Below are 24,502 nucleotides of genomic sequence, written 5' to 3'. Positions count from 1 at the left end.
TATTGAGACTGCAAGTATCATATTTGCACACTCAGGGAGGAATACATGAAAGCGTCCAACGCACTCGCGGGCATTTCGCGCCGCGACTTCTTCAAACTGACAAGCCAGTACGGCATGTCGTCTGTCGTCCTCGGGGCGGCCACACTGACCGGCGCCGTGACTTTGGGAGATGTCGCCCGCGCAGCCGAGTCGAGCTACGAAAAGCGCTTCGCCAAAGAAGCTAAGCACACCTTCAAGCTTGGTGCCGCTGGTTTCAACCAAAGAAACCTGCTGATCGAACGCGCCGGCGTTTTGGAGTTCGCCCGCGACCTGGAAAGCCGCACCGACGGTGAGATCCGGGTGGAGTTCATTGGCGACAACCAGATCTGTGGTCAGACGTCCTGCGTCGAGAAAACCCAGTCCGGCATCGTCGACATGTACGCCGCCTCGACTCAGAACTCCGCCGGTGGTGCGCCCTATCTGAACGTGCTGGACTATGCGTACCAGTTCCGGACCCGGGCCGACCAATACCACTTCCTCTACTCGCCCGAGTCGGTGCCGCTGCTGCGGGATCCCTACGAAAAGCGCCACGGCCTGAAGTTCCTGTTCAGCCACGCCGAACTGCGCGGCCTGCAGATGGGCTCGACCTTTGCCGATAAGCCCACGGTCACCTCGATCGAAGAGCTGTTTGGCACGAAGAACCGCGTGACGGGGACCCAGCTAGGCCGGATCGCCATGCGCCTGCTGAACCTGAACCCGGTACCGGTCGCCTGGGAAGAAACCCTCGACGGTCTCAAGCAGGGCCTGATCGACGGCGCGGAAACCTGGGCCTCGGCCGTGGCCTACGCCAACATGTCGCCGGTTGTGTCCCAGTCAGTCGATCTGCGCTTCTTCTGCGGCACCGAGCACACCGCCATGTCGGCCTCGGTCTTCGACAGCCTGTCGGGTGAGTTGCAGGATGCCGTGATGGAATCGGCCTACCTGACCCAGGTCCACGTCCAGGCCGCCAACGAAGCCGCCCTGGTCAACACCGTCGGCGCCTCGAACCCGCAAAAGCCCGGCACGATCTTTGCGGAGAACAACGTCCGCGTTGCGGATCTGTCGGCTGAGCAGATCAAGATGGCCGAGGAAATGTGCTCGCCCGAGTTCCAGCCCGCCGAGTGGGAACAGTGGCGCGAGCGCCTCAACGGTTGGTCCGGCGGTCTCGACACCTACGCCGAGATCTACCGTATCGCGCGCGAAAACACCCACACGCTGGCCGAAAACGTCGAGCCGCGTCGCTGGTGGAAAGCCTGATCCCTCTCGGATCCAGACAAAACGGATCGGGCGCCATCGGCGCCCGGTTTCACGAAGGGACGCACGCTGACATGGCGTGATAGGATCCCCGGACGCGACCGGGAGGGTCGCAAGGACACATTTGGGAGGGTGCGTCGATGGAAGTCTTCGGCGGCATGGGCGAGATAATCTCCGCCTTTTTCGGAAACGACGCATGGATGCTTGGGGATGCCATCCGGCAGAACCAAACGGCAGGCTGGTCCCTTGGCTTGCTTGTCACGATCTTGGGCGGGGCACTGCTGGCGACGATCTACCGCCTCGTGCCATTCATTGAGCGGTACCTTGAACCGACGGTCATGGTCGTCAGCTATCTGGCCATCGGCTACATCATCTTTGAAGGCGTGTTGGAGCGGTTCTACTTCGATGGGCAAAAGCCCTGGTCGACGACACTGCCCCCGTTCCTGTTCCTGATCATGACCTGGGTCGGGTGCAGCTATAACGTCAAGCTGCGCACGCACCTGGCATTTTCTGAGTTCCGCACGGCCATGCCGCGGACGGGGCAGATCGCCTGCCTGGTCTTGGACGCCGTCCTCTGGATCGTCTTTGCCTGGATCGTCATCGTGACAACGACCCAAGACACCATCGCAGCCGCCGCCAACTTCCGCTTCATGGCGGGCACCGACAACGTGATGCAGTGGTGGTTCCTGGCCTCCGTCCCCCTGGCCTTCCTGGCGCTGTCAGCACGCGTGCAGGAGAACCTGGTCAAAGACCTCAAGAATTTCCGCGAGGGCAACACCCTCATCGAGCAAGCCGTGATCGGAGGTGACGCATGACCGACGGAACTCTCATCACCCTGATCTCAGTCGGCGTGACCGTCCTGTTCATGTTAGGCGTGCCGGTCTTTCTGGTGATCGGTTATTGGGTTATCGGCACGTCCTTCGTGCTGTCGCTGCCGCTGTTGAATATTGGGCAAGCCCTGTCGGATGTGTTCACCAATGGCTTTGCCTTGCTGGCCATGCCGCTGTTCATCCTGACCGGTGACCTCATTAACCGCTCGGGCATCGCGCGGCGGCTGTCGGATTATGCCTATGCCTGCCTCGGCTGGATCCGGGGCGGTCTGTCCATGGCCGCGCTCGGCGCCTGTGGCCTGTTTGCGGCCATCTCGGGCTCCAACTCAGCCACAACGGCCACCATCGGATCGATGCTGCATCCGGAGATGGTCAAAGGCGGCTATGACGAACGCTTCTCGGCGGCCACGGCGGCGGCGGGCGGTTGCGTCGGGATCATCATCCCGCCGTCGATCATCTTCATCGTCTACGGCTTCTTGATGAACCTGCCGATCTCAGAGTTGTTCATCGCGGGCATCGTGCCCGGCGCCATGATGGTCCTGGCTATGATGATCGTGGCCTTCGTGCTGTCCTTCGTGAACAAGTGGGGGATCCTGATCAACCTGTCCTTCGCGCGGATGCTCAAAACTGGCATCGGCGCATGGCTCGGCTTCTTCGCCATCGGCCTTGTTCTCTGGGGCATCTACACGGGTCGCTTTAGCCCGACCGAGGCCGCTGGCGTGACCGTCGGCTTCTGCGTGATCGTCGGGTTTATCTGTCTGCCCCTCTACAAGATGATGGGCAAAGAGGAGGACCGCCCGCTGGAGGATAAGTCCTTTGCTGAGATGCTGCTGGTCCAGGGCTTCAGCCCCATCGAATTGCCGTCGATCACCATGCGGTCGGCCCAGATCACTGGCATCCTGGCGCCGCTGATCGCGGTCTCGGTCGTGATGCAGCAGAACCTGTCGGTTCTGGGCGCGCAGCAGACCATCGGCGATTTCGTGACGGGCATGGGCGGCTACTACGCAGTGCTGTTCACCGCCATGGCCATCGTCTTCATCTGCGGCATGGTCCTGGAGTCGCTGCCGGTGACGATCATCCTGGCGCCCATCCTCGCGCCGATTGCCCATGAGGTGGGCGTGGAGCCGGTGCAATTCGCAGTGATCTTCCTCGTCGGGGCCTCCATCGGGTTCATTACGCCGCCCTATGGCCTGAACCTCTATGTCGCATCTGGGGTGACTGGCGTTCCATACTTCCGGCTTTTGCCCTACACGGTGCCCTATCTTGTTGCGCTGCTTCTGGTTTGGCTGGTTGTGGCCCTTGTACCAGGCCTTTCGACCGGGCTTGTGGAACTCATGAGGTAACGACCCGATGGATGGACACCGGTCCGACAGCATCCCCACCAATCTGCGCCTTCTCATGGTGCTAGAAGAAGTGGCGCGCGCCGGTGTCCCGATCACCCCGACCGAGGTGAATGCCCGCCTCGGCCTGCCGAAACCCACCATCCACCGGTTGTTCTCGACGCTTTTGGACGAAGGGTTTCTGCAACGCGACATCGGGGGCCGGGCCTATCTGCCCGGTGCCCGATTGCGCCGCCTGGCCGGGGGGGTTCTCTCCTCCGCTCAGATCCAAACGGCGCGCAAGTCGATCTTGACGCAGCTGTCCCATTCCATCGGTGAGACCTGCAACATCGCGCTGCCAGAGGGCGACCGTATGGTCTATCTGGAGCGGGTGGAAACCGAATGGCCCCTGCGCATTCAGCTCCCGCCGGGGACGCGTGTTCCCATGTATTGCACGGCATCGGGCAAGATGTTCCTGTCGACCCTGTCCCCGCGCACCCTGGAGACCTATCTCGATACCACGGAGCTTGAGGCCCAGACGCCGGACACCTACACGGATCGCGCCAGTCTGGAGTCGGCGTTGGCAACGATCCGGCGACGGGGCCATTCCGAAGATCGGGGCGAGTTCATGCCAGATATGGTGGCCGTTGCCGTCCCAATCCTCGACCCGAACAACCGGCTGCTCGCGACGTTGTCCGTTCACGCGCCGACCCAACGCATGGACCTGGATGGCGCCCGCGCCTGCTTGCCGCGCCTCAAGGAAGCGGCCCAGCAATTGGCGGCCCTGGTGACCGACTGACGCCCCTGGACCCGCAGGCGGACGCGCGCCATGGTCATCGGAACGCCCCTGCCGGAGACCCCGATGAACCGCTACCCTCGTGACCTTCTGGGCCACGGCCCGACCCCGCCCGATGCCCACTGGCCCGGCGGCGCACGGCTCGCCCTGTCCATCGTGCTGAACTACGAGGAGGGGGGCGAGAACAACGTGCTGCACGGGGATCCGACCTCCGAGGCGTTCCTGTCGGAGATCACGGGTGCCCAGCCCTGGCCGGATCAACGCCATTGGAACATGGAATCCATCTATGAGTACGGCGCCCGCGCCGGGTTCTGGCGGCTGCACCGGATGCTGCGCGATTTGCCGGTGACGGTCTATGGGGTCGCGACGGCCCTCGCCCGGTCGCCTTTGCAGGTAGAGGCCATGCAAGGTGCCAAGTGGGAGATCGCCTCCCACGGGCTGAAATGGGTGGAACACAAAGACATGTCGCCTGACGACGAACGGGCCGCCATCCGCGAAGCTCTGGATCTGCACCGGGCCACCACCGGTGCACCCCCGCGCGGCTGGTACACGGGGCGCTGTTCCATGAACACGGTCCGGTTGGCGGCGGAGGAAGGGGACCTCGCCTATATCTCGGACAGCTATGCCGATGACCTGCCGTACCGCGTGCGGCTTGGCGACCGCAGCCAGTTGATCCTGCCCTACACGCTGGACGCCAACGATATGCGGTTTGCTATCCAAGCGGGTCACGCCGACGGCGCTTCGTGGGAGACGTATCTGCGCGATAGTTTCGACTGTCTCTATGCAGAAGGCGGACGCATGATGACCATTGGCCTGCACTGCCGCCTCGCCGGGCGGCCCGGACGGGCCATGGCGCTAAAGCGCTTCCTGGACCATGTGCGCGACCACGAGGGCGTTTGGATCGCAACGCGCGCCCAGATTGCGGACCATTGGGACAGGGTACACCCGGTGGGTGCCGTCAACGTCCCCGCAGGCCGCGACATTGTCCGCGATGCCATCCCGGAATTGTCGGATATCCCGGTGCCCCCCGGCGAGATGGCCCATGAGATGGACTGCGACGCCTTCGTTGCGCGGTTCGGTGGGATCTATGAGCACTCCCCCTGGGTGGCGGAACGCGCCTGGGCGTTGGAGCTTGGACCCGCGCACCACCATCCTGCGGGCCTGGCGGCGGCCATGGCCCGCGCCTTCCGCGGCGGGACAGAGGAGGAGCGCCTCGCGGTGCTGCGCGCGCACCCGGACCTGGCGGGCAAGCTCGCCTCTGCCGGGCGCCTGACCGAGGATAGCACCGCCGAGCAGGCCAGCGCGGGCCTCGACCTGTTGACCGATGGGGAGCGGGACACGTTTCAGCGGCTCAACACAGACTACGTCGCGCGCCATGGCTTTCCGTTCATCATCGCCGTGCGAGACCACACCAAGGACAGCATCCTGGACGCCTTCCACCGACGCATTGCCAATGACAGCGCTGCGGAGTTCACGGAGGCCTGCGCCCAGGTGGAACGGATCGCGCGCCTGCGGCTGGAGGCGCTGGACTGGTGATTGTCCCGATCCCCATAACAGAGAAGCTCTTCGCGCCTTACGGCACGCTCATCGCCTGCGCCGGTGGCGACGCGCGGCGCATCAACGGGGGCCTTTGCACGCGGTGGCATGACCGCTGTCGCCCGGATGTGGATGGCGCGGTCTCAGTCAGCCTGTTTGACGCGGAGCCGCGCAGCCTGCCCTACACGCTAGACCTGATCGAGCGTCATCCGAAGGGCAGCCAAGCGTTCCTGCCCATGACCGAACACCCGTTTCTGGTGATTGTGGCGGACGGACCAGACGCAACGCCAAAGGCCTTCGTCACCGCGCCACATCAGGGCATCCAGTTCCACCGAGGCACCTGGCACGGCGTGTTGACGCCCTTGCATAGCCCCGGTCTGTTTGCCGTGATCGACCGGGAACAGACCGCCGACAACCTGGAAGAACACCACTACGCCACACCGTGGATCATAGGGAGCTAAGATGCCAAAGACGCAATTCGCCATCGAGATGGGCATGGGCACCGACCTGACCGGCGAGGACCATACGAAGGCCGCCTGCCGTGCCGTGTTCGACGCGTTGCACCGCAACTCCCTGACCATTGGCCCGGCCTTCGGGTTTGAGCGGGACGCCATGCTGGTGGATATCCGCGTCGGCACGCCCGACCCCTCTCAGGTGGACACCGACCGCGTGGCCGCCGAGGCGCCCTATGGCACCGTGACGGTGGAGGCCGTGAAGGGCGGCGCCGCCCTGCCGTCACGGGCAAAGACGGTGATCGTCGCCAATGCCATCGTCTCAGTCAGCTTCGACGTGAAGATCACAGGGGAGGTCGCCTGATGGCCGAGCAGCAGTTGATCCTGGAGATCGGGATGGGCGCCGATGTGCATGGGCACGATATGACCAAGGCCGCTCTGCGCGCCGTGTCCGATGCGATCCGGCATTCGTCCCTGTCGGTCTTTTATGCTTGGAAGGTCCCGCAGAAGATGCGGATCGAGCTGACCATCGCCTGCCCCGACCCGGAGGCCGTGGACAAGGCCGCCGTGGCCGCCGCCCTGCCCTATGGCACGGTCGAGGTGACTTGTGTCGAGGGGGGCTTGACCGACGAGGGGATGGGCGGAAGCTCGGACACGACGCTGGTCATCGCGGGTGTGCGTGCCTTCCTGGACACCGAGAACAGCCCTTTTACGCTCAGCGCCTAAGCGCCGCGCACGCCGTCGCTAAGCGTCCGCGCGGGCGCGGAGCGGGCCGGTCTGCGCACTCTCCAAGGTGACCTCGCCGGCGCGGTGGCACGCCACACGGCCCCTGCCAAACGGCTGCAACGTCGGTCGTTCCGCGCTGCACTTGGCGATGGCCAGGGGACAGCGCGGGTGAAAGGCACAGCCCTTGGGCGGGTCGATGGGATCGGGGATTTCGCCCTCGGGCGGGGTCACTTCGCGCCCGAAGGCATCCAGCTTGGGCGCCGCGTCGATCAACATGGCGGTGTAGGGATGCGCGGGTCGGGTGAACAGATCGTCTGGCGCGGCCTCTTCAACCAGACGACCCAAATAGAGCACGCCGATAGCATCGGCCATGTGCCGCACAACGGTCAGATCGTGACTGATGAACAGGTACGTTAGCCCGTGCTCGTCCTTCAGGTCGCTCATGAGGTTCAACACCTGGGCCTGGACCGACACATCCAGGGCCGAGGTCGGCTCATCGCAGACGATCAGCTTCGGCTCGGAGGCCAGGGCACGGGCCACGCAGAGCCGCTGCCGCTGCCCGCCCGAGAACTGGTGTGGGTACTTGCCCGCATCCTCAGCGGCCAGACCGACTTGCAGCAGCAGCCTTTCGGCCAGCCCCGTCACGTCGCCACCGCGGGCCGCCACGGGTTCCGTGATGATGTCGCGGACCCGCCAGCGCGGGTTGAGCGAGGCAAAGGGATCCTGAAAGATCATCTGGATATCGGTGCGGATGCGGTCGATGACCGTTGGGTCGCTCTCGGTCACCAGATCAACGCCGTCGATCTCCACCCGGCCTTCGGAGGGCCGCAACAGGCCCACGGCCATCTTACCGATGGTCGATTTGCCCGAGCCGCTTTCCCCCACAAGCGCATAGGTCGAGCGGGCCGGGATGTCGAAGCTGACGTCCGACACGGCGGTCAAGAAACGCTTGGGCAACCGCTCGATCACGCGGTTCAGCCAGGGTTTTGAGACGTCGAAGACGCGGGTCAGGGATTGGACAGAGACGAGCGGCTTCATGCGGCAGCCCCCGTGTCAGCAATGGGAAACCAGCAAGCGGCACGGGCATCGGCATCGCCAACCCGGGGGGCCGGGTCCTGACGACACTTGGCCTCGGCCCGGGGGCAGCGCGGGTTGAAGGCGCAGCCTTGGGGCAGTTTGCCCAGGCGCGGCATGTTGCCGGGGATCTGGCGCAAACGGGCCTGTCCGGCGCTGGCGGCGGGGGTCGAGGCCATCAGCCCGTCCGTATAAGGGTGGCGCGGGCGGCCCACGATCTCGGACACGGGGCCGATCTCGGCCAGACGGCCCGCATACATCACGGCGACGCGGTCCGCCGTCTCGGCGATCACGCCCATATCGTGGGTAACCAGCATCGCGGCCATCCCCCGTTCGCGACACAGCCGTTTGAGCAGGGCCGTGATCTGGGCCTGGACCGAAACATCCAAGGCGGTCGTCGGCTCATCGGCGATCAAGAACGTCGGCTCGGCGCAGAGGGCCAGGGCAATCACCACACGCTGCCGCATCCCGCCGGAGAACTCATGCGGATAGGCGCCCATACGGTTCTTGGCGGAGGGAATGCCGACCTCGTCCAGGCCCCGAATGGCGCGAGCCGCCGCTTCGTCGCGACTGACGGGGAGGTGACGCAAGATCGTCTCCTCCAACTGCTCGCCTACGGTCAGAAGTGGGTTGAGCGAGGTCAGGGGATCCTGGAACACCATCCCGATCCGCTTGCCACGCACCCGGCGCATCTGCGGCAGGGTGTAGTGGTCGATCCGCTCCCCTTCCAGCAGGACCTCACCGCCCGAAATATGGGCCGGAGGATCCAACAGACCGATCACCGCATTGCCGGTCATGGACTTGCCCGCACCGGATTCGCCCACCACGCCCAGGATCTCTCCGGCGTGGATATCCCAGCTGACCCGATCCACGGGCCGCAAGGTGCCGTGCCGCGTCGGGATGTCGACCGTCAGGTCGCGCAAGGACAGAACGGGGGTCGAAGCATCAGACAAATGCATATTCCTTGTGCAAACGCGATTGATCTTTCAGCAAATGCTGCGTTGCGGCGCAAATATCTGCTGCATTGCAGCGAAACCGGCGCGATTTCAGAGTAGGGTCAGGCGCATCGGCAAGGGAGGGCCGCAGCAACGAAAGGATGACGCCATGTGTTTGACTGCCTCTTACCTCGCCATGTTCCTGACCTTGATGGGCCCGGATCAAATCAGTGCCGAACCCGGGCGCTATATCGTCCACGCCGAAACCCGCGACGCCCATTGGGTCGCCGCTGGGGACGGGGAACACTGGTGCACCATGGCCCCCCAAATCGACACGATGCAACGTTTGGCCTCGCTCCGGGTGGAGTGACCACGGGGTCATTGCGCCTCCTCCAGAAGGGCTTCGATCATTGCCGGGACGGAGGCATAGACCTCCGTTTCCGGCAGAAACGGCGCCATGCCAGGCCGTCCGGTCCAGGTCATCTGGACCACGGCGGCGGGAACGCTCGGGTCAGCAGAGGTCACAGCCAAACGGTCCCCAGTCTGGTCCCGCCCCTCAACAGCCAAGGTGTCGCGGTGGGTCCAGAGGATATGCCCAGCCGGAAGCTCCGCCATCAGATGGCCGCGCAGCGACGCGCGCTCCGCCTCCGACGGACGCCAGAATAAAGTGCCCTTGAACGGGTCACTCACCGTAACCTCGGGTTCAGGGCGTCCCGCAACCAATCGCCCAGCAGGTTCACCGACAGCGCCAGCGCCAGAAGCGTGCAGGCCGGGAAGAACAGAATCCACCACTCTCCGGAGAACAAGAAGTCCTGACCAATACGGATCAGCGTCCCAAGGCTCGGCTGCGTCGGCGGCGCGCCGACCCCCAGGAAGGACAGCGTCGCCTCAGCGATGATCGCCAGGGCCAGGGAAATCGTCGCGATGACCAGAACCGGCGACAGCACGTTGGGCAGGATATGCCGCAACATGATCGCCCCAGGCTTCCGTCCGATCAAACGCGCCGCCTGAACATATTCCTTGTTCTTCTCGACCAAGGTGGCCCCCCGCACGACCCGAGCGAACTGCACCCAATCGGACAGGCCAATGGCAATGATCAGAACCCAAATCGCCATCTGATCCCGGTACTCAATGGGGATCACCCCACGCGCCACGCCAAAGATCAGCAGCGCCACAAGGATCGAGGGAAAGGTCAGCTGCACATCGGCCACGCGCATGATGATCGTCTCGGTCCAGCCGCCGACGTAGCCCGCCACAAGGCCCAGTAAGACGCCAATCACCATGGCGAACAAAACGGCCATGAACCCCACAAACAGAGAGATACGCAGGCCGTAGAGGATGGTGGAATAGACGTCGCGCCCCTGGTCGTCGGTGCCAAGGAAGAACGTCTCTCCGGTGAAGGCATTGGGCACGCCCGGCTCGGAAAAGCCATTCATCAGGTTCAGCGAGGCCGGATCGAACGGGTTCGTCGTCGCCACCAGGGGGGCAAAGACAGCCGCAAGCACAAGGATCAGCGTCACGAAGGCCGCGCCCATGGCGACCGGCGACCGCCGGAACGAATAGGCGATATCGCTGTCCCAAGCGACCCGCAGGCGCGATGGCTGGGGCGGCGCAGGGCTATTGGTGTCGGGCGTATCGGTCATGCGTGCCTCCCGTCGATGCGCAGGCGGGGATCGACCCAGACATAGAGGATATCGACCAACAGGTTGATCATCACGAACATCACGGAAATCAACATCAGGTAGGCGGCCATCACGGGGATATCCACGAACTGTACCGCGTTGATGAAGAGCAGCCCGACGCCCGGCCATTGGAACACCGTCTCGGTGATGATCGCAAAGGCGATGATCGCGCCCAGTTGCAGGCCGGTGACCGTAATCACCGGGATCATCGTGTTCTTAAGGGCGTGGCGAAAGTTGACAGCCTTGGCCGACAAACCCCGCGCGCGGGCGAAGCGGATGTAGTCCTGGCGCAGAACCTCTAACATCTCAGACCGGACCAAGCGCATGATCAGTGTCATCTGGAACAGGCCCAGCGTGATGGACGGCAGGATGAGGGACTTCAGGCCCGAACTCGTCAGGAAGCCGGTCGTCCACCAGCCCAGATCAACCACATCCCCCCGCCCGAAGGTCGGCAGCCATCGCAGTTGGACACCGAAGACGTAGATCAGCAGGATCCCGATCAGGAAGGTCGGCAAGCTAACCCCGATCAGCGACGCGGACATGATGATGTTGGCGGCCCACCCATCCCGGCGGATCGCCGTGAACACGCCCAGTCCGATCCCGACCGCCAAGGCCAGGAGGCCCGACACCAAGGCCAGCTCAAGCGTTGCGGGCGCGCGTTCCAGCAGGATGTCGGCCACGGGACGCGACTGCCGGTAGCTTATGCCGAAATCCCCCTGGGCCGCACGCACGAGGAAATCGAAGTACTGCACCGGAAAGGGGTCGTTCAGACCCAGAGCCTCGCGCAGACGTTCCACATCTTGGACCGTGCGCTCTTGCCCCAAAAGCTGCTCGATGGGGTCCCCAACGAAGCGAAACATGGAAAACGCGACCAGTCCCACGGCAAGCAGGACGACAATCGACTGAAAGATTCGACGAATGATGTAGGCGAGCATCCCTAGGGTGTTGCGCCTCATCGGCCTTTGGTCAAGGCGTCATGGCCCTGGGAGCGGGGCAGAGCCGCCGTTGCCGTGACGTCCGCTATCGGTCGGCCCCTCCCGCTCGATTTTGCGGCGTAGCAATTCGATATGTAGGCGCGCATTATAGGCATAGTCCGCATAGGCCAGCGGCAGCTTCAGCGCAGCGATCTTTCGGTCCAGCCCCCGCAGTTCGCGGTCCAGTTCTCGAAACCGCGCAGCGTCAGCTAGCCCGTCCAGCGCGTCGTCGATTTCCAAGATCCGGGCATAATGGCGAAACACGCGTGAGCGGATGCCCCAACGGTAGAGGCCCGGCAATGTCCGCAGCAGCGGCAGGAGCAGAAAGATGATCGGCAGCAGCAGGATGGCCAACCGCTCAATCTGCGCCGTCGCCCAATAGGGCAGATACGGCGCCAGGTTCGACGGCCCGTTCATAAGTCGATCGCGGACATAGTGATGGACCGGCAGAGAGGTGTTCTCGACGCTAGGATACGTCCCCTCCGCCGAGAGCAAGTCTCCCTGACCGTGAACCTCCACTGCCGCTTCGACCAGGCGGTCGACCAGCGCGGGATGCAGGTCCGGCGCCGCCACCAAGCGCGCGACCAGCGACAGCAGCCGCGTCTCGGTTGGCGGCAGCGGCGGCGACAGCGCGAAGGCGCCCTGCAGGAACCCCACATCCACCGCGCGGCGATCCAACAGGTCGGCATTCTCAACGGACCCGGCGGTCGCAACCAAGTCCAGCACGATCCCATCCCGCGCCAGGATATCGCGGTATCGCTCCGCATAGCGCCAGTATCCGCCGTCCTGAATGCCGGCGGCAAAGCGCACGGTCTTGGGCGGGATCAGGTCGCGAATGGCGAGCGTCGTTAGGGCCAGAACGGCCCCGACGATCACGAAGTAGAGGACAAGGCGCAGGCTGTTCATGGCATCGGCTCGCAGGGCATGGCGCGATCAAGCCCAGACGAACCGCGTCAGGCAAGCCCCCATCCGATGCGGATCGTCGCGGGGTCCTGCCCAGGTGAGGTCACCCGGCCACGTTCATCCACCGCAGCACCAGAAAGTTGTCGGGACGTTGGACCACCTCGACCCCGTCCTTCACGCCCCAGATCAGCGGCTGCACGTAGAGCGGGACGTAAGCCACGTCATCCAGTTGGATCTGCGCCACCTCGTCCAGCATGGCCTGGCGTTTGGTGTCGTCGATCTCCGACTGGATCATCGGCAGCAATTCGTCGATGCGAGCGTTCGAATACCCACCGAAGTTCCAGGACCCCAGGCGCTTTTCGGCGTTGGGTGTCGACAACAGGAAGCGGATCGGGTGTTCGGCATCGAAGGTGCCTGGCGACCAGCCCAACAAATACATGTCGTGGTCGTCTTCCCGCAGGGTCGGCCAATAGTTGGCGACGGGCATGGTCTCGAATGCGGGCTCCAAGCCCAGTTGCGCGAGCATGGCGTTGATGGCCGTGCAGACGGCTTCGTCGTTGAGATAGCGGTCGTTCGGGCACTTGAGACTGAAGCGGAAGCCATCGGGGTACCCTGCCTCGGCCAGAAGGGCCTTGGCCCCTTCCAAGTCGTAGGCCGGACGCTCCAACCCATCGGTGTAGCCGCGCATGCCTTCGCCAACCAATTGCGCAACAGGCTCGGCAGAGCCGCGCATGACAGTCTGCAAAATCGCGGGCACGTTGATCGCTTTGGCCACGGCTTGGCGGACGCGGGCATCTTGGAAGGGATTGCCCTCGCCCCCCGCGATCAGCCCATCGGCATCATGGGGAAAGCCCAGCATGATCACCCGCGCCTCGATGCCGCGCACGACCTGGACACCATCCGCCGTGTCGACGCGGTTCGCATCTTGGACGGGCACCGGCTCGATCAGGTCCAATTCGCCAGAGAGCAGCGCCGCGACCGACGTGGCGGCGTTCTGGACCGGTGTGAACACCGCCCGGGTCACATTGCCCCGGTCTTCGCCCCACCAGCCGTCATAGGCCTCTAGCACGGTGCGCAGACCCGGCTGACGCTCGGTGACACGGTAGGGGCCGGTGCCGTTGGCGTTCAGCGTGGCGTAGTTCCCCTGTTCGATATTTGGCCGCTCCGCCCCATTGGCGGCGGCCCAACCGGAATCCATCATCATCCAGTTGGCGATGCTGTCGGGAAAAATGGGGTTCGGCGCCGTCGTCATAAAATCGACGGTGTAATCGTCGACCATCACCACCTCCGAGACGGGTGCAAACCAGCTGGAGGTATCAGATTCCTCGCTGCTGGCCCGTTCATAGCTAAAGATGACATCTTCAGCGGTGAAGGCTTCGCCGCCATGGAACGTCACGCCTTGCCGCAGCGTGAATCTCCAGCCCTCGCCGTCGCCGATAGGCTCCCACGCGGTGGCGAGGGCGGGTTCGATGGACATGTCCCGACCGCGCCGAACCAGCCCCTCATAGACGTTGCCCAGCAGGCTGAACACGGGGGCGGAATTGCCCGCATTCGGGTCCAGGGTGTTCGGGTCGCTGGTGGCGGCATAGCGCAGCTCTGCCGCGCCTGCGGGCAAAGCTGCGGCCAGGAGGGCTGCGGTCAGAAACGGTCTCATGGGGTCTCTCCGATAGGTGACGTGGACAAGATGACGCAGCACACGGTCAGGTCAAATCACGTCTGCACCGACACTGCCCAGCGGGTGAGCAATACGCCCGCCCACGGCCGGGCCATTGGGCAGGGGCAGCCTATGCCGTGCTGCCGTGAGCCGCGCCTGCGTTGACGCGGCCCCGGCCCAAGCGCTAGTCTACCGCTTGTACCCCAAGGACAGATCCCCCTATGAACGAACTTTCGTCCGCGAAACTCTGTGCGGCTGCCCATCTGATCGTGGGCGATGGCATCACGGCCCTCGCCTTTCTGGAGCATTGCACAGCCACGGCGGGCGATCTCGTCGTCGTCATCGGAAAACAGGCGTCAGCCCTGGGACGTGGCGTGGCCTATGCCACGGGCACGCCAGGCACGCCCTGGCGGTATGCGTACCTGCTGAACTCCCCGGCCTATGACATCGACCCGGCGTTTGCCGATTGGCTGGCCGATCGCTGGGATGCGGTGCGCGAGACGATGGCAGGGCGGGCCCCAGATTGGTTGGCCTGGGCAGATCCGCTGGTGGCGGCTGGGGATATCCAAGGGGTCAATGCCCCGCGTGAGATCTATGGGGACTTCATCGAGGAGCAGGCCAAGAAAGCCATCGCTACCCTGGCCGCCCGAGGGGTGGAGGTTCGCTGCGTCGATGCCAGTGCCACGGCCCTAGATGTGGAGGGCGGACAGGTTACCGTGCACACCGACATCGGCACAACCTTCGTCGCCCAAAGCCTGGACGTCGCGCCGGGCGGCCCCTCGACCCTGCGAATAGACGGCGACGACGGCCCCTTTGCGGCACCCACGGTCTTTGGTCAGGAAGAGCGGATCGCAGAGCACATTCGCGCGGGCGCCGAGATCCTGTGCATCGGTGGAAACGCGGCAATGCTCGACGTGCTGCGCCTATGTCAGAGCCTAGTGCCAGAAGACGCGCTGAAGTTCCTAGCCTGCGCCCCCGAAGGCGAATTGCCGGAACCGCTGATCCCACGGCTGCCCCGGCGACCGTTGCAGCCTAACCTGTCTCGGGACCACACCAGCGCGGACAGTCTGCTGGCGGAGGTCGAACGCACCATCGCCTACGCCCGGGACGCCGGTCATGAGATGAGCGAGATCCGCGCCGGGTTCCGGGCCTACTTTCTTGTCAATCCCCTGGCCGATCACCTGACGGACAAGGCCGAAGCCCTGCGCGTCCCCGCGCATCTGCGGCTATGGCTCCGGGGCGGTACACGGGACACCATCCTAGAGATGCGCCGCCTGATCGCGGAAAACCGGACGGAGATCCTGCCGGGGATCGTTACGAAGATCGAACACGGCCCAGATGGGGCCGTGGTACGCATCCGGGACACCGCTGGTATGGAAACCACACGCAAGACGGGCTTTGTCGTCAACTGTGCGGGGGCGGGGGCGCGGTCGACCTATGATCCGCTGACCCAAGACATGCTGCGCCAAGGTCTGATCGAGGTCTGCCCCATCAGCCGTGGGCTGAAGGTGGGCGCCCAATGCCGGACCAAAGCGCCCATGGTGCGGCACCTGTCGCCGGCGACGACCGTGATCGGTGAGGATGTGACCGCCATGCCGCTCTATGACGCCCATATGCTGCGGACCTACGCGGCCCGCGCCAGTCAGGCAGAACCGGCTCCAACCTGAACGGCAAGGGCGCCGCCCGACCGGGATCATGACCGCAGGTGGATGACGTCGCCGTTTTCCTTGGTCCAGGTCTTCGGCGGGTTGTCCAGAACCTCGGCCACGCGCTCACACGGACGGGCCAGGACGACGCCCATCGGCGTCTCCACCAGGGGGCGGCTGATGAGAATGGGATGCGCCGCCATCGCGGCGAGGATCCGGTTGGCATCGCGCGCCGGATCGCGATCTGGTGGCAACAGGCCCAGTTCCTCGATCAAAGCGTCATCCCCCTTTGTGCGCATCCCCTCTCGAGGGGTCAGGCCCGCCCGATCATAGAGCTGTCGCAGACGATCCGCCGACGGCGGTTGGGTCAGATAGGGCACAACCGTCACGGACCCGTCGCCCACGCAAGACCGGACGATGGCCAAGACGTTGCGAGAGGTCCCGCAGGCCGGATTGTGGTAGACCGTGATCGTCATGGGGTCGCATTCCTTCAAGGTTGCGTAGAGGAGGTGGCGGTGTCAGGGGTTCGGGGCGACGGCGCCAAGAGCCATCCGAACACCACGACGGCCAGACCCGCGCCCACCATTTGCGCCAGAATGAACGGCGGGACATCCATGGGACGGATGCCCGAGAACGTACCGGTGAGGCTTCGCGCGATGGCCACCGCAGGGTTCGCAAACGAGGTGGACGCCGTGAACCAATAGGCCGCCGTGATATAGAGCCCGACCAGCCACGGGATCGCGGTTTGGTTGAAGCGTAATCCCCCCAGGATAACCCCGAGCAAACCGAAGGTGGCGACGACCTCCGCCCCCCACTGCGCGGGTCCCGTGCGCGTGGTCTGAGACAAGGACAGTGGCGTCAGCTCGAACATGAGATGCGCGAGGATCGTCCCCGCGATCCCTCCCATGATTTGCGCACAGACGTAGGCCATCGCCTCCGACGTGGGGATCTGGCTACGCAGCCGCATGGCGAAGGTAACTGCCGGATTGAAGTGGGCGCCTGAGATCGGCCCGAGGATCGTGATCAGCACTACGAGGATCGCCCCCGTAGGAATCGTGTTCCCCAGCAGCGCCAAGGCGGTGTCATCGGTCAGGCGTTCAGCCATCACGCCGGATCCGACGACAGTTGCGACCAGCAGCATGGTGCCCAGCGCCTCGGCAACCAACCGGCGCGGCCTGTCGAAGGGATGTGTCATGATTAGCACTGTCTCCTGCGCGCTACCGGTAAAATACCCACCGTCCGATGGGACGGGTTCCAAGGCTCAGGTCGCACGGGCAAGATCATCCAACAGCGGCTGACAGACGTCTGGCCGCCCCCCGCAGCAGTCCCGGAGCAGAAACCCCAGCAGTCCGCGCACCCCCTCCAGGTCGACGAAATAGCGGATCGAGCGACCTTCTCGTTGGTTTCGAACAAGACCTGCGTTCAACAGCACACCAAGGTTGGCGGACAAGGTGTTTTGGCGCACGCCCAGAGTGGTCACAAGATCCCCGGCCGCCATCCCCTCGGGGCCCGCCTGGATCAACAGGCGAAGCACATCCAACCGCGTTTCTTGCCCAAGGGCCGAAAACGCCCGCAGTGCTGAAATCTTATCCATGAATCGCGATTTATTGAATTGTTCTGTGGAGCACAACACGGATGGCCAATCCATTACCCGACAAAAGAAGTCAGAAATTATCGTGACTCAGGATCGGCCCTGTGATAGCCGATAGAAACAGTAAGATACCGCCAGGACCGGGACGGGTAATGTCTGCGACCGATCATACCAATGCCAAGCGCCCCGATCCGGGCCCGCGCGCCGCTGGTCCGACCACGGGGGCCTGTCGGCGCGCCGCGCTTGAGACGCTTTCCGAAGGGGCCGCGCCCACCGAAGGCGACGTAGAGGTGCTGTTTGACCGTCTGCACAGAAGGATCCGACATGACGATGCTTAGGCCACATGGTCCGCGCCGCGAGGATACGGCACGCACCCAACCGGGCGGTGCCACCGTGGCGGACATTCGCACCATGGAGGGGGACCAGGCCCTCGCCGTCATAATGCTGCGCGACTGGTTCGACGGCCCACAGGGGCAGGCCCGCGTCTCTCAGACCTTCCTGCAGGAACTGGGCGCACAGGCGGGTGCGGGCGCGATTGACGCCTGGGCGGACTTCGGCGCGCTGATCAGCGATGGCACCCGTCGCGATGTCATGCGCCATAGCGTCAACTGCCGGTGCGTCGGCGCAGACGAAGCGGTCCTGGCCCAGGTGATCTCGCTGGCCGCACGCGGCGCGCGCGAAGATGCCATGCTGATCCTATCGCTCCTGGTGACAGGAGAGCGCCTCTTGCCCGCCATCCAGACCGTAGAACAGGTGGGTGCGGCGCTGCTCCGCATCAGCCAAAGCTGGCGCCGAGCAGCGTTGCGCCCAACAAGCGCCGCTGACGCGCGGCTGCATTGAGACCTGTTATGGCACGAAGACCCATCGACGGAGTATTGGCCGATGTGCCCACAGACCAGACCTGCAAAGGCCGTCGGGACGTTAGCCAAAGATCGGGTACACCGACGCTCCATATCTGACTAAGAACGCAAACGGGGGCGGCGTATGCCTGGTTTTAGACGCCGCTCCCACCCGGCCCTTACCGGCCCCAAGCGGAAGAGGTTTCGCATGTCCAACGCCCCAAGCCCCTGCATTGGCGTTTGCAAGTTCAAGCGACCCGGCCCCGCCGGAGATCACTGCATCGGCTGCTCCATGACCAAAGGCCAGAAGAAGCTCAGCAAGGCCGCCAAAAAGAAGGCCATGCCCGATTTCGTTGCGCTGGTAGTGGCGCAGCAGCAGGTTATGGGCCGCTACCGCCATTGGCGCGCCGCCTATATGAAGCGGTGCCTGAAGAAAGGCGCCCCGGTCCCCGCAGTGGTCCGCAAGGCCGGATAGCCCCTGCTTTTCAGCGGAGGTGCGACCGCAGGATCCATGCGAATTTGTCGTGGATCCGACCCCGTTCGATGGCCAAGTCCTCGGTCCGCGCATCGCCATGTTCGGCGGCGACAGCCCCCAATCCGGCCAGGGTTGCGCCGATGGTTTCCTGAGCCTCTGCCAGATGACGGATCATCTCTTTGTCAGAGGCCCCTTCGTCACCCTCTTCGACCTTGGAACGTTCCAACTGACCAGCCAACTTGCCTTCGGCGACGGCACCAATGGCGCGGATCCGCTCGGCCAGATCGTCCTGCCCAACAAAGTGGTCTTCGTAGATCTCTTGGAACAGCGCATGGAGCGGGCCGAACGACATGCCGGTCACGTTCCAGTGGTAGTTCTGCGCCAGCATCGTGGTGACAACGGTTTCCGCAACGGCTTGGTTCAGTGCATCCGCGATAACGGCGACGGCGTCCGTTGAAAGATCTGAAGCGGTTTGTGCCATAAGTAGTCCCTCCTGAAGGTCAAAACGGGCGGGTTGGCTGGCTGCGGCTGGCTGACCCCGCCATTACATATGACCCGACGACCTAAAGACCAGGGTGAATTTAGAATTATTCTAAACCTTGTGAAAGGCGGTCCAGCAAGAGGCACAGAACAGGACGGATCGACGGTCTGGTGCGCCGCGCCAACAAAAACGTCTCACTGTCACGGTCCTTGGTTTGACGTGCCCGTGTCAATGCCAACAGCCAGCGTTCATCAAAGGAGAGATCCCGCGCCCCCGGCATCCAGAGCACGAAACGCCTGTCGGAGGCGCTTTTCAGGATCCGCGCAAGGCAGGTGGCGAAATCTTCGGGTCCCGCATCCGGCGCAAAGATCAGACAGGCCTGCGCGGCCAATCGTGGCGCCGCCCGGCATTCCAACATCGCCAACCGGAGGAGGCAGATCGTCGGAGGCGGGCGCAAAGGCTGCTCGCTGGATCGGAAGCCAATAGCAGTCATTTTTTCCTACCGTGACGAGTGCCATCGCATTATCTGACTGATATAGTCAGACATACCGAGATATGAACCATCTCTGCGGCCACTTTGGCAAAACACTATCTCGGTGCGGATTGACGAGTGTTTGCCTCGTTGCCAAACACGACTCGACCAAGAGATCCATCTCGGCACCCATACCGATGGGATCGACCGTCGCCGCACGGGAAGACCCTACCCCGACGAAACTTGACCCTATTGCAGACCCGCAAACACCCTTATGCCTACGGCGCGACGAGCCTGATTTCCATCGACCGGATCCCATGATTACACGCGTCCTCGCCCTGCTTTGCCTTGTCTCACCGGTCGCGGCCGACACCAATCGTGTTCTCGACCTTCACGTCCTGCCCAGCGTGGCGCGCTTCACTCGGGCGACCGATGCGCTGAGCCAGGCCGGCTGCGCACCCGAGCAGCTCAAGCCCGCATTTCGTGAGGCAGCCCTGGCCTGGGGAGGGATGTCACACCTGGCCGCCCCCCCGATCATCGATGAGGACCTGGGACAGGCCGTCTTAGCCTGGCCGGACGATCAAATGGCCGCTGTCCAGGACCTGTCACGTCTCATCAATCAAGGCCCAACCGCCTGGACCCCAGAAGCCCTCGCGAGCGCCCCAAGCGTGACGCGGGGTCTAGGCGCGTTGGAACGTCTAATCTGGGATGCGGCGGCGCAACCCTGCGCCTTGACCGACGCCCTGGCCGAAGACTTGGCGCAGACAGCGCGCCGAATTCAAGACACCTGGACAGGCAGTCTTGCAAGACAGATGCGCCGACCGGCTGCGGGCGGCACCACCCGCTTCCAGACCGACCGGGAGGTGCAAATGACCCTCTTCGCGGCCCTAATCGCGGGGTTGGAAGCCACGTCAGAGGGGCGCCTTGGCCGTCCTCTGGCTGATTTTGATGCGCCTCGGCCCGACCTGGCGGAGCTTCATCGGTCAGACCTATCCATTCCGATGGTGATCGCGGCGCTCAACGGGCTGCAGGCGCTGGCCACGGTGATGTCTGAGGCGCCGGGCACCAACGCAGCCTTTGCCCGCGCGCTCACCACAGCGGGCCGCATCGAAGGCGATGATCTCTCTGGCGTGACAAATCCCACATCGCGGGTCCGGATAGAGGCTCTCCAAACCGCCGTGCGGGATGCGCTAGCACAAGCACAATCGGAGATCGGAAGACCCTTGGGCGTCGCGGTGGACGGCTCTGTCTGCCCGCAAATCGCCGATTGCTAGGGGCGGTAGAGCGCCTCGCGACGATTACCTTGGCGTACCCTGCCTCATGAGACCGCCCACCTGTCCTAATCGAGCGGCAGGGGCGGCGTTTGTCCCGTCCGCTCCAACATCCAGGACGCAGACCAGGCCCCAGCGTCGCGCGTCAGCACCAGCGCATTGCGCTCTGCGGTGTATCGCCGTCTTTGGCCAGGCAGGGGCAAAATGCGGATCGGGGCGTGTGGGACGGGGTCTTCGCCAAGGGCCGCCAGCGCCCCGAGAATCCGTGCCCACATCATGGGCGGCGCCCGATGGGTAATGCCCGAGGCCACCAACTGATGCAGTGTCTTCCCTCCGGCCAACGCCATCTCTGCCCGGGTGGCCAGATGAATCTCACCAGAGAGCGCCGTGACCCGCGCCTCGGCCGACCGCGCCATCCGCGACACCAGATGCAGCACACGGACCCAAGCGTCCCTGTGGGCGCGGCTTTGCCATTGGTCTCGCAGATCGTCTTCGTACTTTTGGATCCCGGGCAACCACCCCATGACCCGTTCGACCAGGGACAATCGGGGCCCCAGCAACGGTACACTGGACAGAACAAACGTATGGCCGGATGGGGCCGCCTCGGCCTGCGCCTCGAAGGCCGTCCAGCCAGCGGGGGCCATCACCGTCGTCAAGCTGCGCCCGCTGCGCAGGTCCGGGGCCACCAAACGCAGGTCTGACGCCTCGACGGCCCAGCCCAAGTGTTCGCCCGACGGGTCGTCAAAGCGTGGCGGCAAATCCCCATCCACACATCCATGCTGAAAGATCAAAGTAGCTTCGCGCGCGGCGGCAAAAAGCGTCTGCCCCACCGCAGACGCCGTGGCCTCTTCGGGCAGGGACCCCCAGCCATCGCAAATGTCGTGGTCGTCCCATTGCATCAGCGACGGCACCCGCGCGGCCAGCTTGGCGAATGCGGGTTGGGCGTAGAGGGCGACATACCGATGGGCGAACGCGTCGCGCAGGTGGCCGCGCAGGTCCGACAACGCGGCCGCATCCTCTACCTCTGGCACCTTGAGCGGCCAGTCGCGGGTCAGCGGGTGGCCATCGGTCACCTCATCCGCATAAATCTGGTCCCCCCCATGGAGCAGCAGGGTGAACGGCGACGCATCATGGTCTGCCCCCAACCGGCGCCACATGACATTCCGTTCCTCTGGATCCCGGCTCAGGTCGCCATGTTCCTCCCCGTTGCAGGACACATAGGCAAACCGCAAATCGCCCGTCAGGTCACAGGCCACGGAATACGTCTGTCCGTTCCAGGCATAGTCGGACCCAAGGTCTGGCCCCAGGGTAAAGCGCGCGCGCCAGACGGTGACCTCGGCAAACCTGGACAAAACGGTGCAGGGGATACGCGCGCCCCCAACCAGAAGCGGCGGCGGCGTCCCATCCGGCCCGCCAAGGATCAACGCGGACAGATGCATGTCCCCATCGCGCAGGTCGTCGAGGATGAGAATCGGGCCAGTGAAGGGTGGGGATGCGGTCATGACCAAGAGACATAGGCAGACATCCGCCGGACGCAATCGCTGCCATGTCGCATGACAACGACCGGGGCTGGGCCAACGGGCGTTTGTCTGCATGGGCTAGGATCTGTCCGCCCTTGCCATCGCGACACGGCTGCGATGTCCGCCCCGATCCAAACGGACGTCAGGACCGGTCGAAGGGGGCATTGGGACCTTGGCGCTGAAGGCGCCGTCCCAGACATTCGAACAAGAGGTTTCCATGACCCCCTTCAACCCGAACACGCTGTCCGAGGCCCCTGCCCGCGTCCTGGATGCCTTTGCCGAGACCACCCCCGCCCCGGCCAGCCTGTTGGAAATCGCCCGCGGTGGGATGTCCATTCGTGATGGCCGGGGCAGCCCCTCGGTCGACGGGACCCGCCCCGCGACGACCGATGACCGGTTCGAGGTCGGATCCCAAACCAAGATGATGACCTCTGTGATCGTGCTCCAATTGGTGGAGGAAGGTCAGCTCGATCTAGACGCCCCCTTGGCGGATCAGATGGATGTGTCAGCGCTGGATGGGATCCCGAACATCGAAACGGTCACGGTCCGCGAAGTGCTGGCCAATCGCTCTGGCATTCCCGACTTTGACACGATCCCGGGCGACATGGGTCTGCCCGCCTTTATCGAGGCCTTGATGGCCGACCCGACCGGTGGTTTCGGCGTCGATGACTCGCTGGACCTCGTGTCGGGTCAACCTGCGGATTTCCCACCAGGTGCGTCCTATGGGTACTCCAACACGAACTATCTGCTGCTGCAAAAGCTGATAGAGCAGACCACCGGCACCTCCTTTCGTGAACAAATCTCGACGCGCATTTTTGAGCCCGCTGGCATGACGAACAGCAGCATGAGATCGGACGGCGCGCAGGACGGCATGTTGCGAGGCTACGCTGAACTGGTGCCGGGGCAACTGCTCGACGTGACCGATGTGGCCTGGGACGCGGGCGCGGCGGGCGGTGCCATATCAACGACATCGGACATGGTGCGCTTCTTCGATGCGTTGTTTCTGTCGAAGACGCTCCTCCCGCAATCGCAGCTGGAGCAAATGCTGGACTTCCGCGCCCCAGATGGCACCCCCAGCCTAGAGGGCGAAAGCCTCGGGCTGTCCTCGGGGACGATCTATGGCCAGCAGTTCATCGGTTTTCAGGGCGGAACGCTTGGCACGAATTCGGCGACGTTCCTGCACGTGCAGTCGGGTACCGTGATTTCGCTCGCTACGAACCATTCCCAGGCAGAGCCCACGGACCTGCTGCTGAGGGCCGTCGAAGCGCTCCTCCAAGACAGCGCCTGGGCCAGCTTTGACCCCGATGCGGAAACCTTTCTGATTGAGGGGTCCGCGTCCGATATGCTTCTGCGCGAGGACGATACGGCACCGGGTGGCCCCGAGACGATCCTGTCCCAAGGCACCTTTGCCCTGACGTTCGAGGGCGCGCTGGCGGACTTCGACACCCAACACGTCCGCTTCACGGACGGCTCGACCCTTTGGATCGGGCAAGACACAGCCGATCGGTTTGACGGTCTCGAACAGGCGGCTCCCGACGCTGGACACTATTTGTTGGGTCTTGGCGGCAATGACCAACTGAGTGGGGGCCACGGCAACGACCGCTTAGACGGGGGCGCCGGGGAGGACCGTCTAGAGGGGCGCACCGGGCATGACACCCTTGTTGGCGGCACGGGGGACGATCAGATCCTGGGCGGGCGTGGCAATGACATGCTGGACGGCGGGTCGGGCACGGACATCCTGCTTGGTGGCAAGGGACGCGACACCCTTGAAGGAGGCGATGGCGACGACGTCTTGGTCGGTGGGCGTGGATTTGACGTGTTCGTCTTTGACGGGGCGGACGGCCGGGACGTCGTCCTGGATTTCACCGCCGGACAGGACCTATTTGATCTGTCGCAGACAGGGCTGACCTTTGCGGATGTGCATCTGACCCACTGGGGTCCCTTGCAAGAGATCCGCTTTGAGGACACCACGATCATCGTCGTCGGATCCGGCCCGGGCCCCCTGACCGAAGACGACTTCCTGTTCTGAGACGGAGCAGCCGGGGGGCAGCGCA

28 protein-coding genes are annotated in these 24,502 nt (G+C 64.0%); 15 read left to right on the top strand and 13 right to left on the bottom strand.

What is annotated here, in order from left to right; translation table 11 throughout:
* Positions 1-45: 45 nt before the first annotated feature.
* The 8 genes from K5R33_RS10270 (at position 46) to K5R33_RS10235 (ending at position 6,931) form a co-directional block, all read left to right on the top strand.
* A complete protein-coding gene (locus K5R33_RS10270) occupies positions 46-1,275 on the top strand; it encodes a TRAP transporter substrate-binding protein (RefSeq protein WP_220748933.1) in 1,230 nt (409 codons plus the stop codon).
* Between the two features lie 137 nt (positions 1,276-1,412).
* Positions 1,413-2,087 (top strand): TRAP transporter small permease, encoded by a 675-nt coding sequence (locus tag K5R33_RS10265; RefSeq protein ID WP_220748932.1) that lies wholly within the window; start codon positions 1,413-1,415, stop codon positions 2,085-2,087.
* The gene (locus K5R33_RS10260; RefSeq protein WP_220748931.1) at positions 2,084-3,445 is read left to right on the top strand and encodes a TRAP transporter large permease; all 1,362 of its coding nucleotides are present in this window, start codon (positions 2,084-2,086) and stop codon (positions 3,443-3,445) included. The genes K5R33_RS10265 and K5R33_RS10260 overlap by 4 nt, the downstream gene beginning before the upstream one ends.
* Positions 3,446-3,452: 7 nt before the next feature.
* Positions 3,453-4,220 (top strand): IclR family transcriptional regulator, encoded by a 768-nt coding sequence (locus K5R33_RS10255; protein WP_220748930.1) that lies wholly within the window; start codon positions 3,453-3,455, stop codon positions 4,218-4,220.
* Between the two features lie 63 nt (positions 4,221-4,283).
* Complete coding sequence (puuE, locus tag K5R33_RS10250; protein WP_220748929.1) at positions 4,284-5,753, top strand: allantoinase PuuE; 1,470 nt, start codon at positions 4,284-4,286, stop codon at positions 5,751-5,753.
* On the top strand, positions 5,750-6,214 hold the full coding sequence (locus tag K5R33_RS10245; protein WP_220748928.1) for an ureidoglycolate lyase: 465 nt from the start codon (positions 5,750-5,752) through the stop codon (positions 6,212-6,214). The genes puuE and K5R33_RS10245 overlap by 4 nt, the downstream gene beginning before the upstream one ends.
* 1 nt (position 6,215) lies before the next feature.
* Complete coding sequence (locus tag K5R33_RS10240; RefSeq protein ID WP_220748927.1) at positions 6,216-6,569, top strand: Lin0512 family protein; 354 nt, start codon at positions 6,216-6,218, stop codon at positions 6,567-6,569.
* Positions 6,569-6,931 carry a Lin0512 family protein gene (locus K5R33_RS10235; RefSeq protein ID WP_220748926.1) on the top strand — a complete coding sequence of 121 codons (363 nt, stop codon included), beginning with the start codon at positions 6,569-6,571 and terminating at the stop codon, positions 6,929-6,931. Before K5R33_RS10240 ends, K5R33_RS10235 begins: the two co-directional genes overlap by 1 nt.
* Positions 6,932-6,949: 18 nt before the next feature.
* On the opposite strand, the gene K5R33_RS10230 is transcribed toward K5R33_RS10235, so the two are convergent.
* Positions 6,950-7,969, bottom strand: coding sequence for an ABC transporter ATP-binding protein (locus K5R33_RS10230; RefSeq protein ID WP_220748925.1), 1,020 nt, complete (start codon positions 7,967-7,969; stop codon positions 6,950-6,952).
* The gene (locus tag K5R33_RS10225) at positions 7,966-8,958 is read right to left on the bottom strand and encodes an ABC transporter ATP-binding protein (RefSeq protein WP_255588438.1); all 993 of its coding nucleotides are present in this window, start codon (positions 8,956-8,958) and stop codon (positions 7,966-7,968) included. Before K5R33_RS10225 ends, K5R33_RS10230 begins: the two co-directional genes overlap by 4 nt.
* Before the next feature lie 151 nt (positions 8,959-9,109).
* On the opposite strand from K5R33_RS10225, the gene K5R33_RS10220 reads away from it, so the two are divergent.
* Positions 9,110-9,310 carry a hypothetical protein gene (locus K5R33_RS10220; RefSeq protein ID WP_220748923.1) on the top strand — a complete coding sequence of 67 codons (201 nt, stop codon included), beginning with the start codon at positions 9,110-9,112 and terminating at the stop codon, positions 9,308-9,310.
* An 8-nt stretch (positions 9,311-9,318) separates the two neighbouring features.
* Here the strand turns inward: K5R33_RS10220 and K5R33_RS10215 are convergent, their stop codons facing one another.
* The 5 genes from K5R33_RS10215 to K5R33_RS10195 form a co-directional block, all read right to left on the bottom strand.
* Positions 9,319-9,630 (bottom strand): hypothetical protein, encoded by a 312-nt coding sequence (locus K5R33_RS10215; protein ID WP_220748922.1) that lies wholly within the window; start codon positions 9,628-9,630, stop codon positions 9,319-9,321.
* Entirely contained in the window at positions 9,627-10,583 is a 957-nt protein-coding gene (locus K5R33_RS10210; RefSeq protein WP_220748921.1) for an ABC transporter permease, read from the bottom strand. Before K5R33_RS10210 ends, K5R33_RS10215 begins: the two co-directional genes overlap by 4 nt.
* Complete coding sequence (locus K5R33_RS10205) at positions 10,580-11,557, bottom strand: ABC transporter permease (RefSeq protein WP_220749071.1); 978 nt, start codon at positions 11,555-11,557, stop codon at positions 10,580-10,582. The genes K5R33_RS10210 and K5R33_RS10205 overlap by 4 nt, the downstream gene beginning before the upstream one ends.
* A gap of 39 nt (positions 11,558-11,596) precedes the next feature.
* Complete coding sequence (locus K5R33_RS10200) at positions 11,597-12,502, bottom strand: type 2 periplasmic-binding domain-containing protein (RefSeq protein ID WP_220748920.1); 906 nt, start codon at positions 12,500-12,502, stop codon at positions 11,597-11,599.
* 100 nt (positions 12,503-12,602) lie between these two features.
* The gene (locus K5R33_RS10195) at positions 12,603-14,153 is read right to left on the bottom strand and encodes an ABC transporter substrate-binding protein (protein WP_220748919.1); all 1,551 of its coding nucleotides are present in this window, start codon (positions 14,151-14,153) and stop codon (positions 12,603-12,605) included.
* A gap of 221 nt (positions 14,154-14,374) precedes the next feature.
* Here K5R33_RS10195 and K5R33_RS10190 point away from each other — a divergent pair, with 221 nt between their 5' ends.
* Positions 14,375-15,820, top strand: a complete 1,446-nt coding sequence (locus K5R33_RS10190) for an FAD/NAD(P)-binding protein (RefSeq protein ID WP_220748918.1) — start codon at positions 14,375-14,377, stop codon at positions 15,818-15,820.
* A gap of 26 nt (positions 15,821-15,846) precedes the next feature.
* On the opposite strand, the gene K5R33_RS10185 is transcribed toward K5R33_RS10190, so the two are convergent.
* From K5R33_RS10185 to K5R33_RS10175, 3 genes are all read right to left on the bottom strand, one after another.
* Positions 15,847-16,275, bottom strand: a complete 429-nt coding sequence (locus K5R33_RS10185; protein ID WP_220748917.1) for an arsenate reductase family protein — start codon at positions 16,273-16,275, stop codon at positions 15,847-15,849.
* 14 nt (positions 16,276-16,289) lie between these two features.
* Complete coding sequence (locus K5R33_RS10180; protein ID WP_220748916.1) at positions 16,290-16,994, bottom strand: aquaporin; 705 nt, start codon at positions 16,992-16,994, stop codon at positions 16,290-16,292.
* Positions 16,995-17,060: 66 nt separating this feature from the next.
* Positions 17,061-17,393 (bottom strand): ArsR/SmtB family transcription factor, encoded by a 333-nt coding sequence (locus K5R33_RS10175; RefSeq protein ID WP_220748915.1) that lies wholly within the window; start codon positions 17,391-17,393, stop codon positions 17,061-17,063.
* Positions 17,394-17,542: 149 nt separating this feature from the next.
* Here K5R33_RS10175 and K5R33_RS10170 point away from each other — a divergent pair, with 149 nt between their 5' ends.
* The 3 genes from K5R33_RS10170 (at position 17,543) to K5R33_RS10160 (ending at position 18,704) form a co-directional block, all read left to right on the top strand.
* Positions 17,543-17,728, top strand: coding sequence for a hypothetical protein (locus K5R33_RS10170; protein WP_220748914.1), 186 nt, complete (start codon positions 17,543-17,545; stop codon positions 17,726-17,728).
* Complete coding sequence (locus tag K5R33_RS10165; RefSeq protein ID WP_220748913.1) at positions 17,715-18,230, top strand: hypothetical protein; 516 nt, start codon at positions 17,715-17,717, stop codon at positions 18,228-18,230. Before K5R33_RS10170 ends, K5R33_RS10165 begins: the two co-directional genes overlap by 14 nt.
* Before the next feature lie 207 nt (positions 18,231-18,437).
* Positions 18,438-18,704, top strand: a complete 267-nt coding sequence (locus K5R33_RS10160) for a DUF1289 domain-containing protein (RefSeq protein WP_220748912.1) — start codon at positions 18,438-18,440, stop codon at positions 18,702-18,704.
* 10 nt (positions 18,705-18,714) lie between these two features.
* Here K5R33_RS10160 and K5R33_RS10155 read toward each other — a convergent pair whose 3' ends face one another.
* Both K5R33_RS10155 and K5R33_RS10150 read right to left on the bottom strand, forming a co-directional pair.
* Positions 18,715-19,185 carry a Dps family protein gene (locus tag K5R33_RS10155; RefSeq protein WP_220748911.1) on the bottom strand — a complete coding sequence of 157 codons (471 nt, stop codon included), beginning with the start codon at positions 19,183-19,185 and terminating at the stop codon, positions 18,715-18,717.
* A gap of 106 nt (positions 19,186-19,291) precedes the next feature.
* Positions 19,292-19,678 (bottom strand): hypothetical protein, encoded by a 387-nt coding sequence (locus K5R33_RS10150; protein ID WP_220748910.1) that lies wholly within the window; start codon positions 19,676-19,678, stop codon positions 19,292-19,294.
* 296 nt (positions 19,679-19,974) lie between these two features.
* Here K5R33_RS10150 and K5R33_RS10145 point away from each other — a divergent pair, with 296 nt between their 5' ends.
* Positions 19,975-20,931 (top strand): imelysin family protein, encoded by a 957-nt coding sequence (locus K5R33_RS10145; protein ID WP_220748909.1) that lies wholly within the window; start codon positions 19,975-19,977, stop codon positions 20,929-20,931.
* Between the two features lie 65 nt (positions 20,932-20,996).
* Here the strand turns inward: K5R33_RS10145 and K5R33_RS10140 are convergent, their stop codons facing one another.
* Positions 20,997-22,430, bottom strand: coding sequence for an alkaline phosphatase D family protein (locus tag K5R33_RS10140; protein ID WP_220748908.1), 1,434 nt, complete (start codon positions 22,428-22,430; stop codon positions 20,997-20,999).
* A gap of 235 nt (positions 22,431-22,665) precedes the next feature.
* On the opposite strand from K5R33_RS10140, the gene K5R33_RS10135 reads away from it, so the two are divergent.
* Positions 22,666-24,477, top strand: coding sequence for a serine hydrolase (locus tag K5R33_RS10135; protein ID WP_220748907.1), 1,812 nt, complete (start codon positions 22,666-22,668; stop codon positions 24,475-24,477).
* Positions 24,478-24,502 lie beyond the last annotated feature (25 nt).

It is taken from the genome of Jannaschia pagri, assembly GCF_019655435.1.
In the GTDB taxonomy this organism is placed as follows: Bacteria; Pseudomonadota; Alphaproteobacteria; order Rhodobacterales; family Rhodobacteraceae; genus Jannaschia; species Jannaschia pagri.
This window is presented reverse-complemented; position numbering and strand designations above follow the sequence as displayed.

Excerpts from the sequence above, each read along its gene's own strand:
- K5R33_RS10270 (WP_220748933.1), top strand. The coding sequence starts at position 46 with ATGAAAGCGTCCAACGCACTCGCGGGCATTTCGCGCCGCGACTTCTTC.
- K5R33_RS10265 (WP_220748932.1), top strand. The coding sequence starts at position 1,413 with ATGGAAGTCTTCGGCGGCATGGGCGAGATAATCTCCGCCTTTTTCGGA.
- K5R33_RS10260 (WP_220748931.1), top strand. The coding sequence starts at position 2,084 with ATGACCGACGGAACTCTCATCACCCTGATCTCAGTCGGCGTGACCGTC.
- K5R33_RS10255 (WP_220748930.1), top strand. The coding sequence starts at position 3,453 with ATGGATGGACACCGGTCCGACAGCATCCCCACCAATCTGCGCCTTCTC.
- puuE (WP_220748929.1), top strand. The coding sequence starts at position 4,284 with ATGAACCGCTACCCTCGTGACCTTCTGGGCCACGGCCCGACCCCGCCC.
- K5R33_RS10240 (WP_220748927.1), top strand. The coding sequence starts at position 6,216 with ATGCCAAAGACGCAATTCGCCATCGAGATGGGCATGGGCACCGACCTG.
- K5R33_RS10235 (WP_220748926.1), top strand. The coding sequence starts at position 6,569 with ATGGCCGAGCAGCAGTTGATCCTGGAGATCGGGATGGGCGCCGATGTG.
- K5R33_RS10230 (WP_220748925.1), bottom strand. The coding sequence starts at position 7,969 with ATGAAGCCGCTCGTCTCTGTCCAATCCCTGACCCGCGTCTTCGACGTC.
- K5R33_RS10220 (WP_220748923.1), top strand. The coding sequence starts at position 9,110 with ATGTGTTTGACTGCCTCTTACCTCGCCATGTTCCTGACCTTGATGGGC.
- K5R33_RS10210 (WP_220748921.1), bottom strand. The coding sequence starts at position 10,583 with ATGACCGATACGCCCGACACCAATAGCCCTGCGCCGCCCCAGCCATCG.
- K5R33_RS10205 (WP_220749071.1), bottom strand. The coding sequence starts at position 11,557 with ATGCTCGCCTACATCATTCGTCGAATCTTTCAGTCGATTGTCGTCCTG.
- K5R33_RS10200 (WP_220748920.1), bottom strand. The coding sequence starts at position 12,502 with ATGAACAGCCTGCGCCTTGTCCTCTACTTCGTGATCGTCGGGGCCGTT.
- K5R33_RS10195 (WP_220748919.1), bottom strand. The coding sequence starts at position 14,153 with ATGAGACCGTTTCTGACCGCAGCCCTCCTGGCCGCAGCTTTGCCCGCA.
- K5R33_RS10190 (WP_220748918.1), top strand. The coding sequence starts at position 14,375 with ATGAACGAACTTTCGTCCGCGAAACTCTGTGCGGCTGCCCATCTGATC.
- K5R33_RS10185 (WP_220748917.1), bottom strand. The coding sequence starts at position 16,275 with ATGACGATCACGGTCTACCACAATCCGGCCTGCGGGACCTCTCGCAAC.
- K5R33_RS10180 (WP_220748916.1), bottom strand. The coding sequence starts at position 16,994 with ATGACACATCCCTTCGACAGGCCGCGCCGGTTGGTTGCCGAGGCGCTG.
- K5R33_RS10175 (WP_220748915.1), bottom strand. The coding sequence starts at position 17,393 with ATGGATAAGATTTCAGCACTGCGGGCGTTTTCGGCCCTTGGGCAAGAA.
- K5R33_RS10170 (WP_220748914.1), top strand. The coding sequence starts at position 17,543 with ATGTCTGCGACCGATCATACCAATGCCAAGCGCCCCGATCCGGGCCCG.
- K5R33_RS10165 (WP_220748913.1), top strand. The coding sequence starts at position 17,715 with ATGACGATGCTTAGGCCACATGGTCCGCGCCGCGAGGATACGGCACGC.
- K5R33_RS10160 (WP_220748912.1), top strand. The coding sequence starts at position 18,438 with ATGTCCAACGCCCCAAGCCCCTGCATTGGCGTTTGCAAGTTCAAGCGA.
- K5R33_RS10155 (WP_220748911.1), bottom strand. The coding sequence starts at position 19,185 with ATGGCACAAACCGCTTCAGATCTTTCAACGGACGCCGTCGCCGTTATC.
- K5R33_RS10150 (WP_220748910.1), bottom strand. The coding sequence starts at position 19,678 with ATGACTGCTATTGGCTTCCGATCCAGCGAGCAGCCTTTGCGCCCGCCT.
- K5R33_RS10145 (WP_220748909.1), top strand. The coding sequence starts at position 19,975 with ATGATTACACGCGTCCTCGCCCTGCTTTGCCTTGTCTCACCGGTCGCG.
- K5R33_RS10140 (WP_220748908.1), bottom strand. The coding sequence starts at position 22,430 with ATGACCGCATCCCCACCCTTCACTGGCCCGATTCTCATCCTCGACGAC.
- K5R33_RS10135 (WP_220748907.1), top strand. The coding sequence starts at position 22,666 with ATGACCCCCTTCAACCCGAACACGCTGTCCGAGGCCCCTGCCCGCGTC.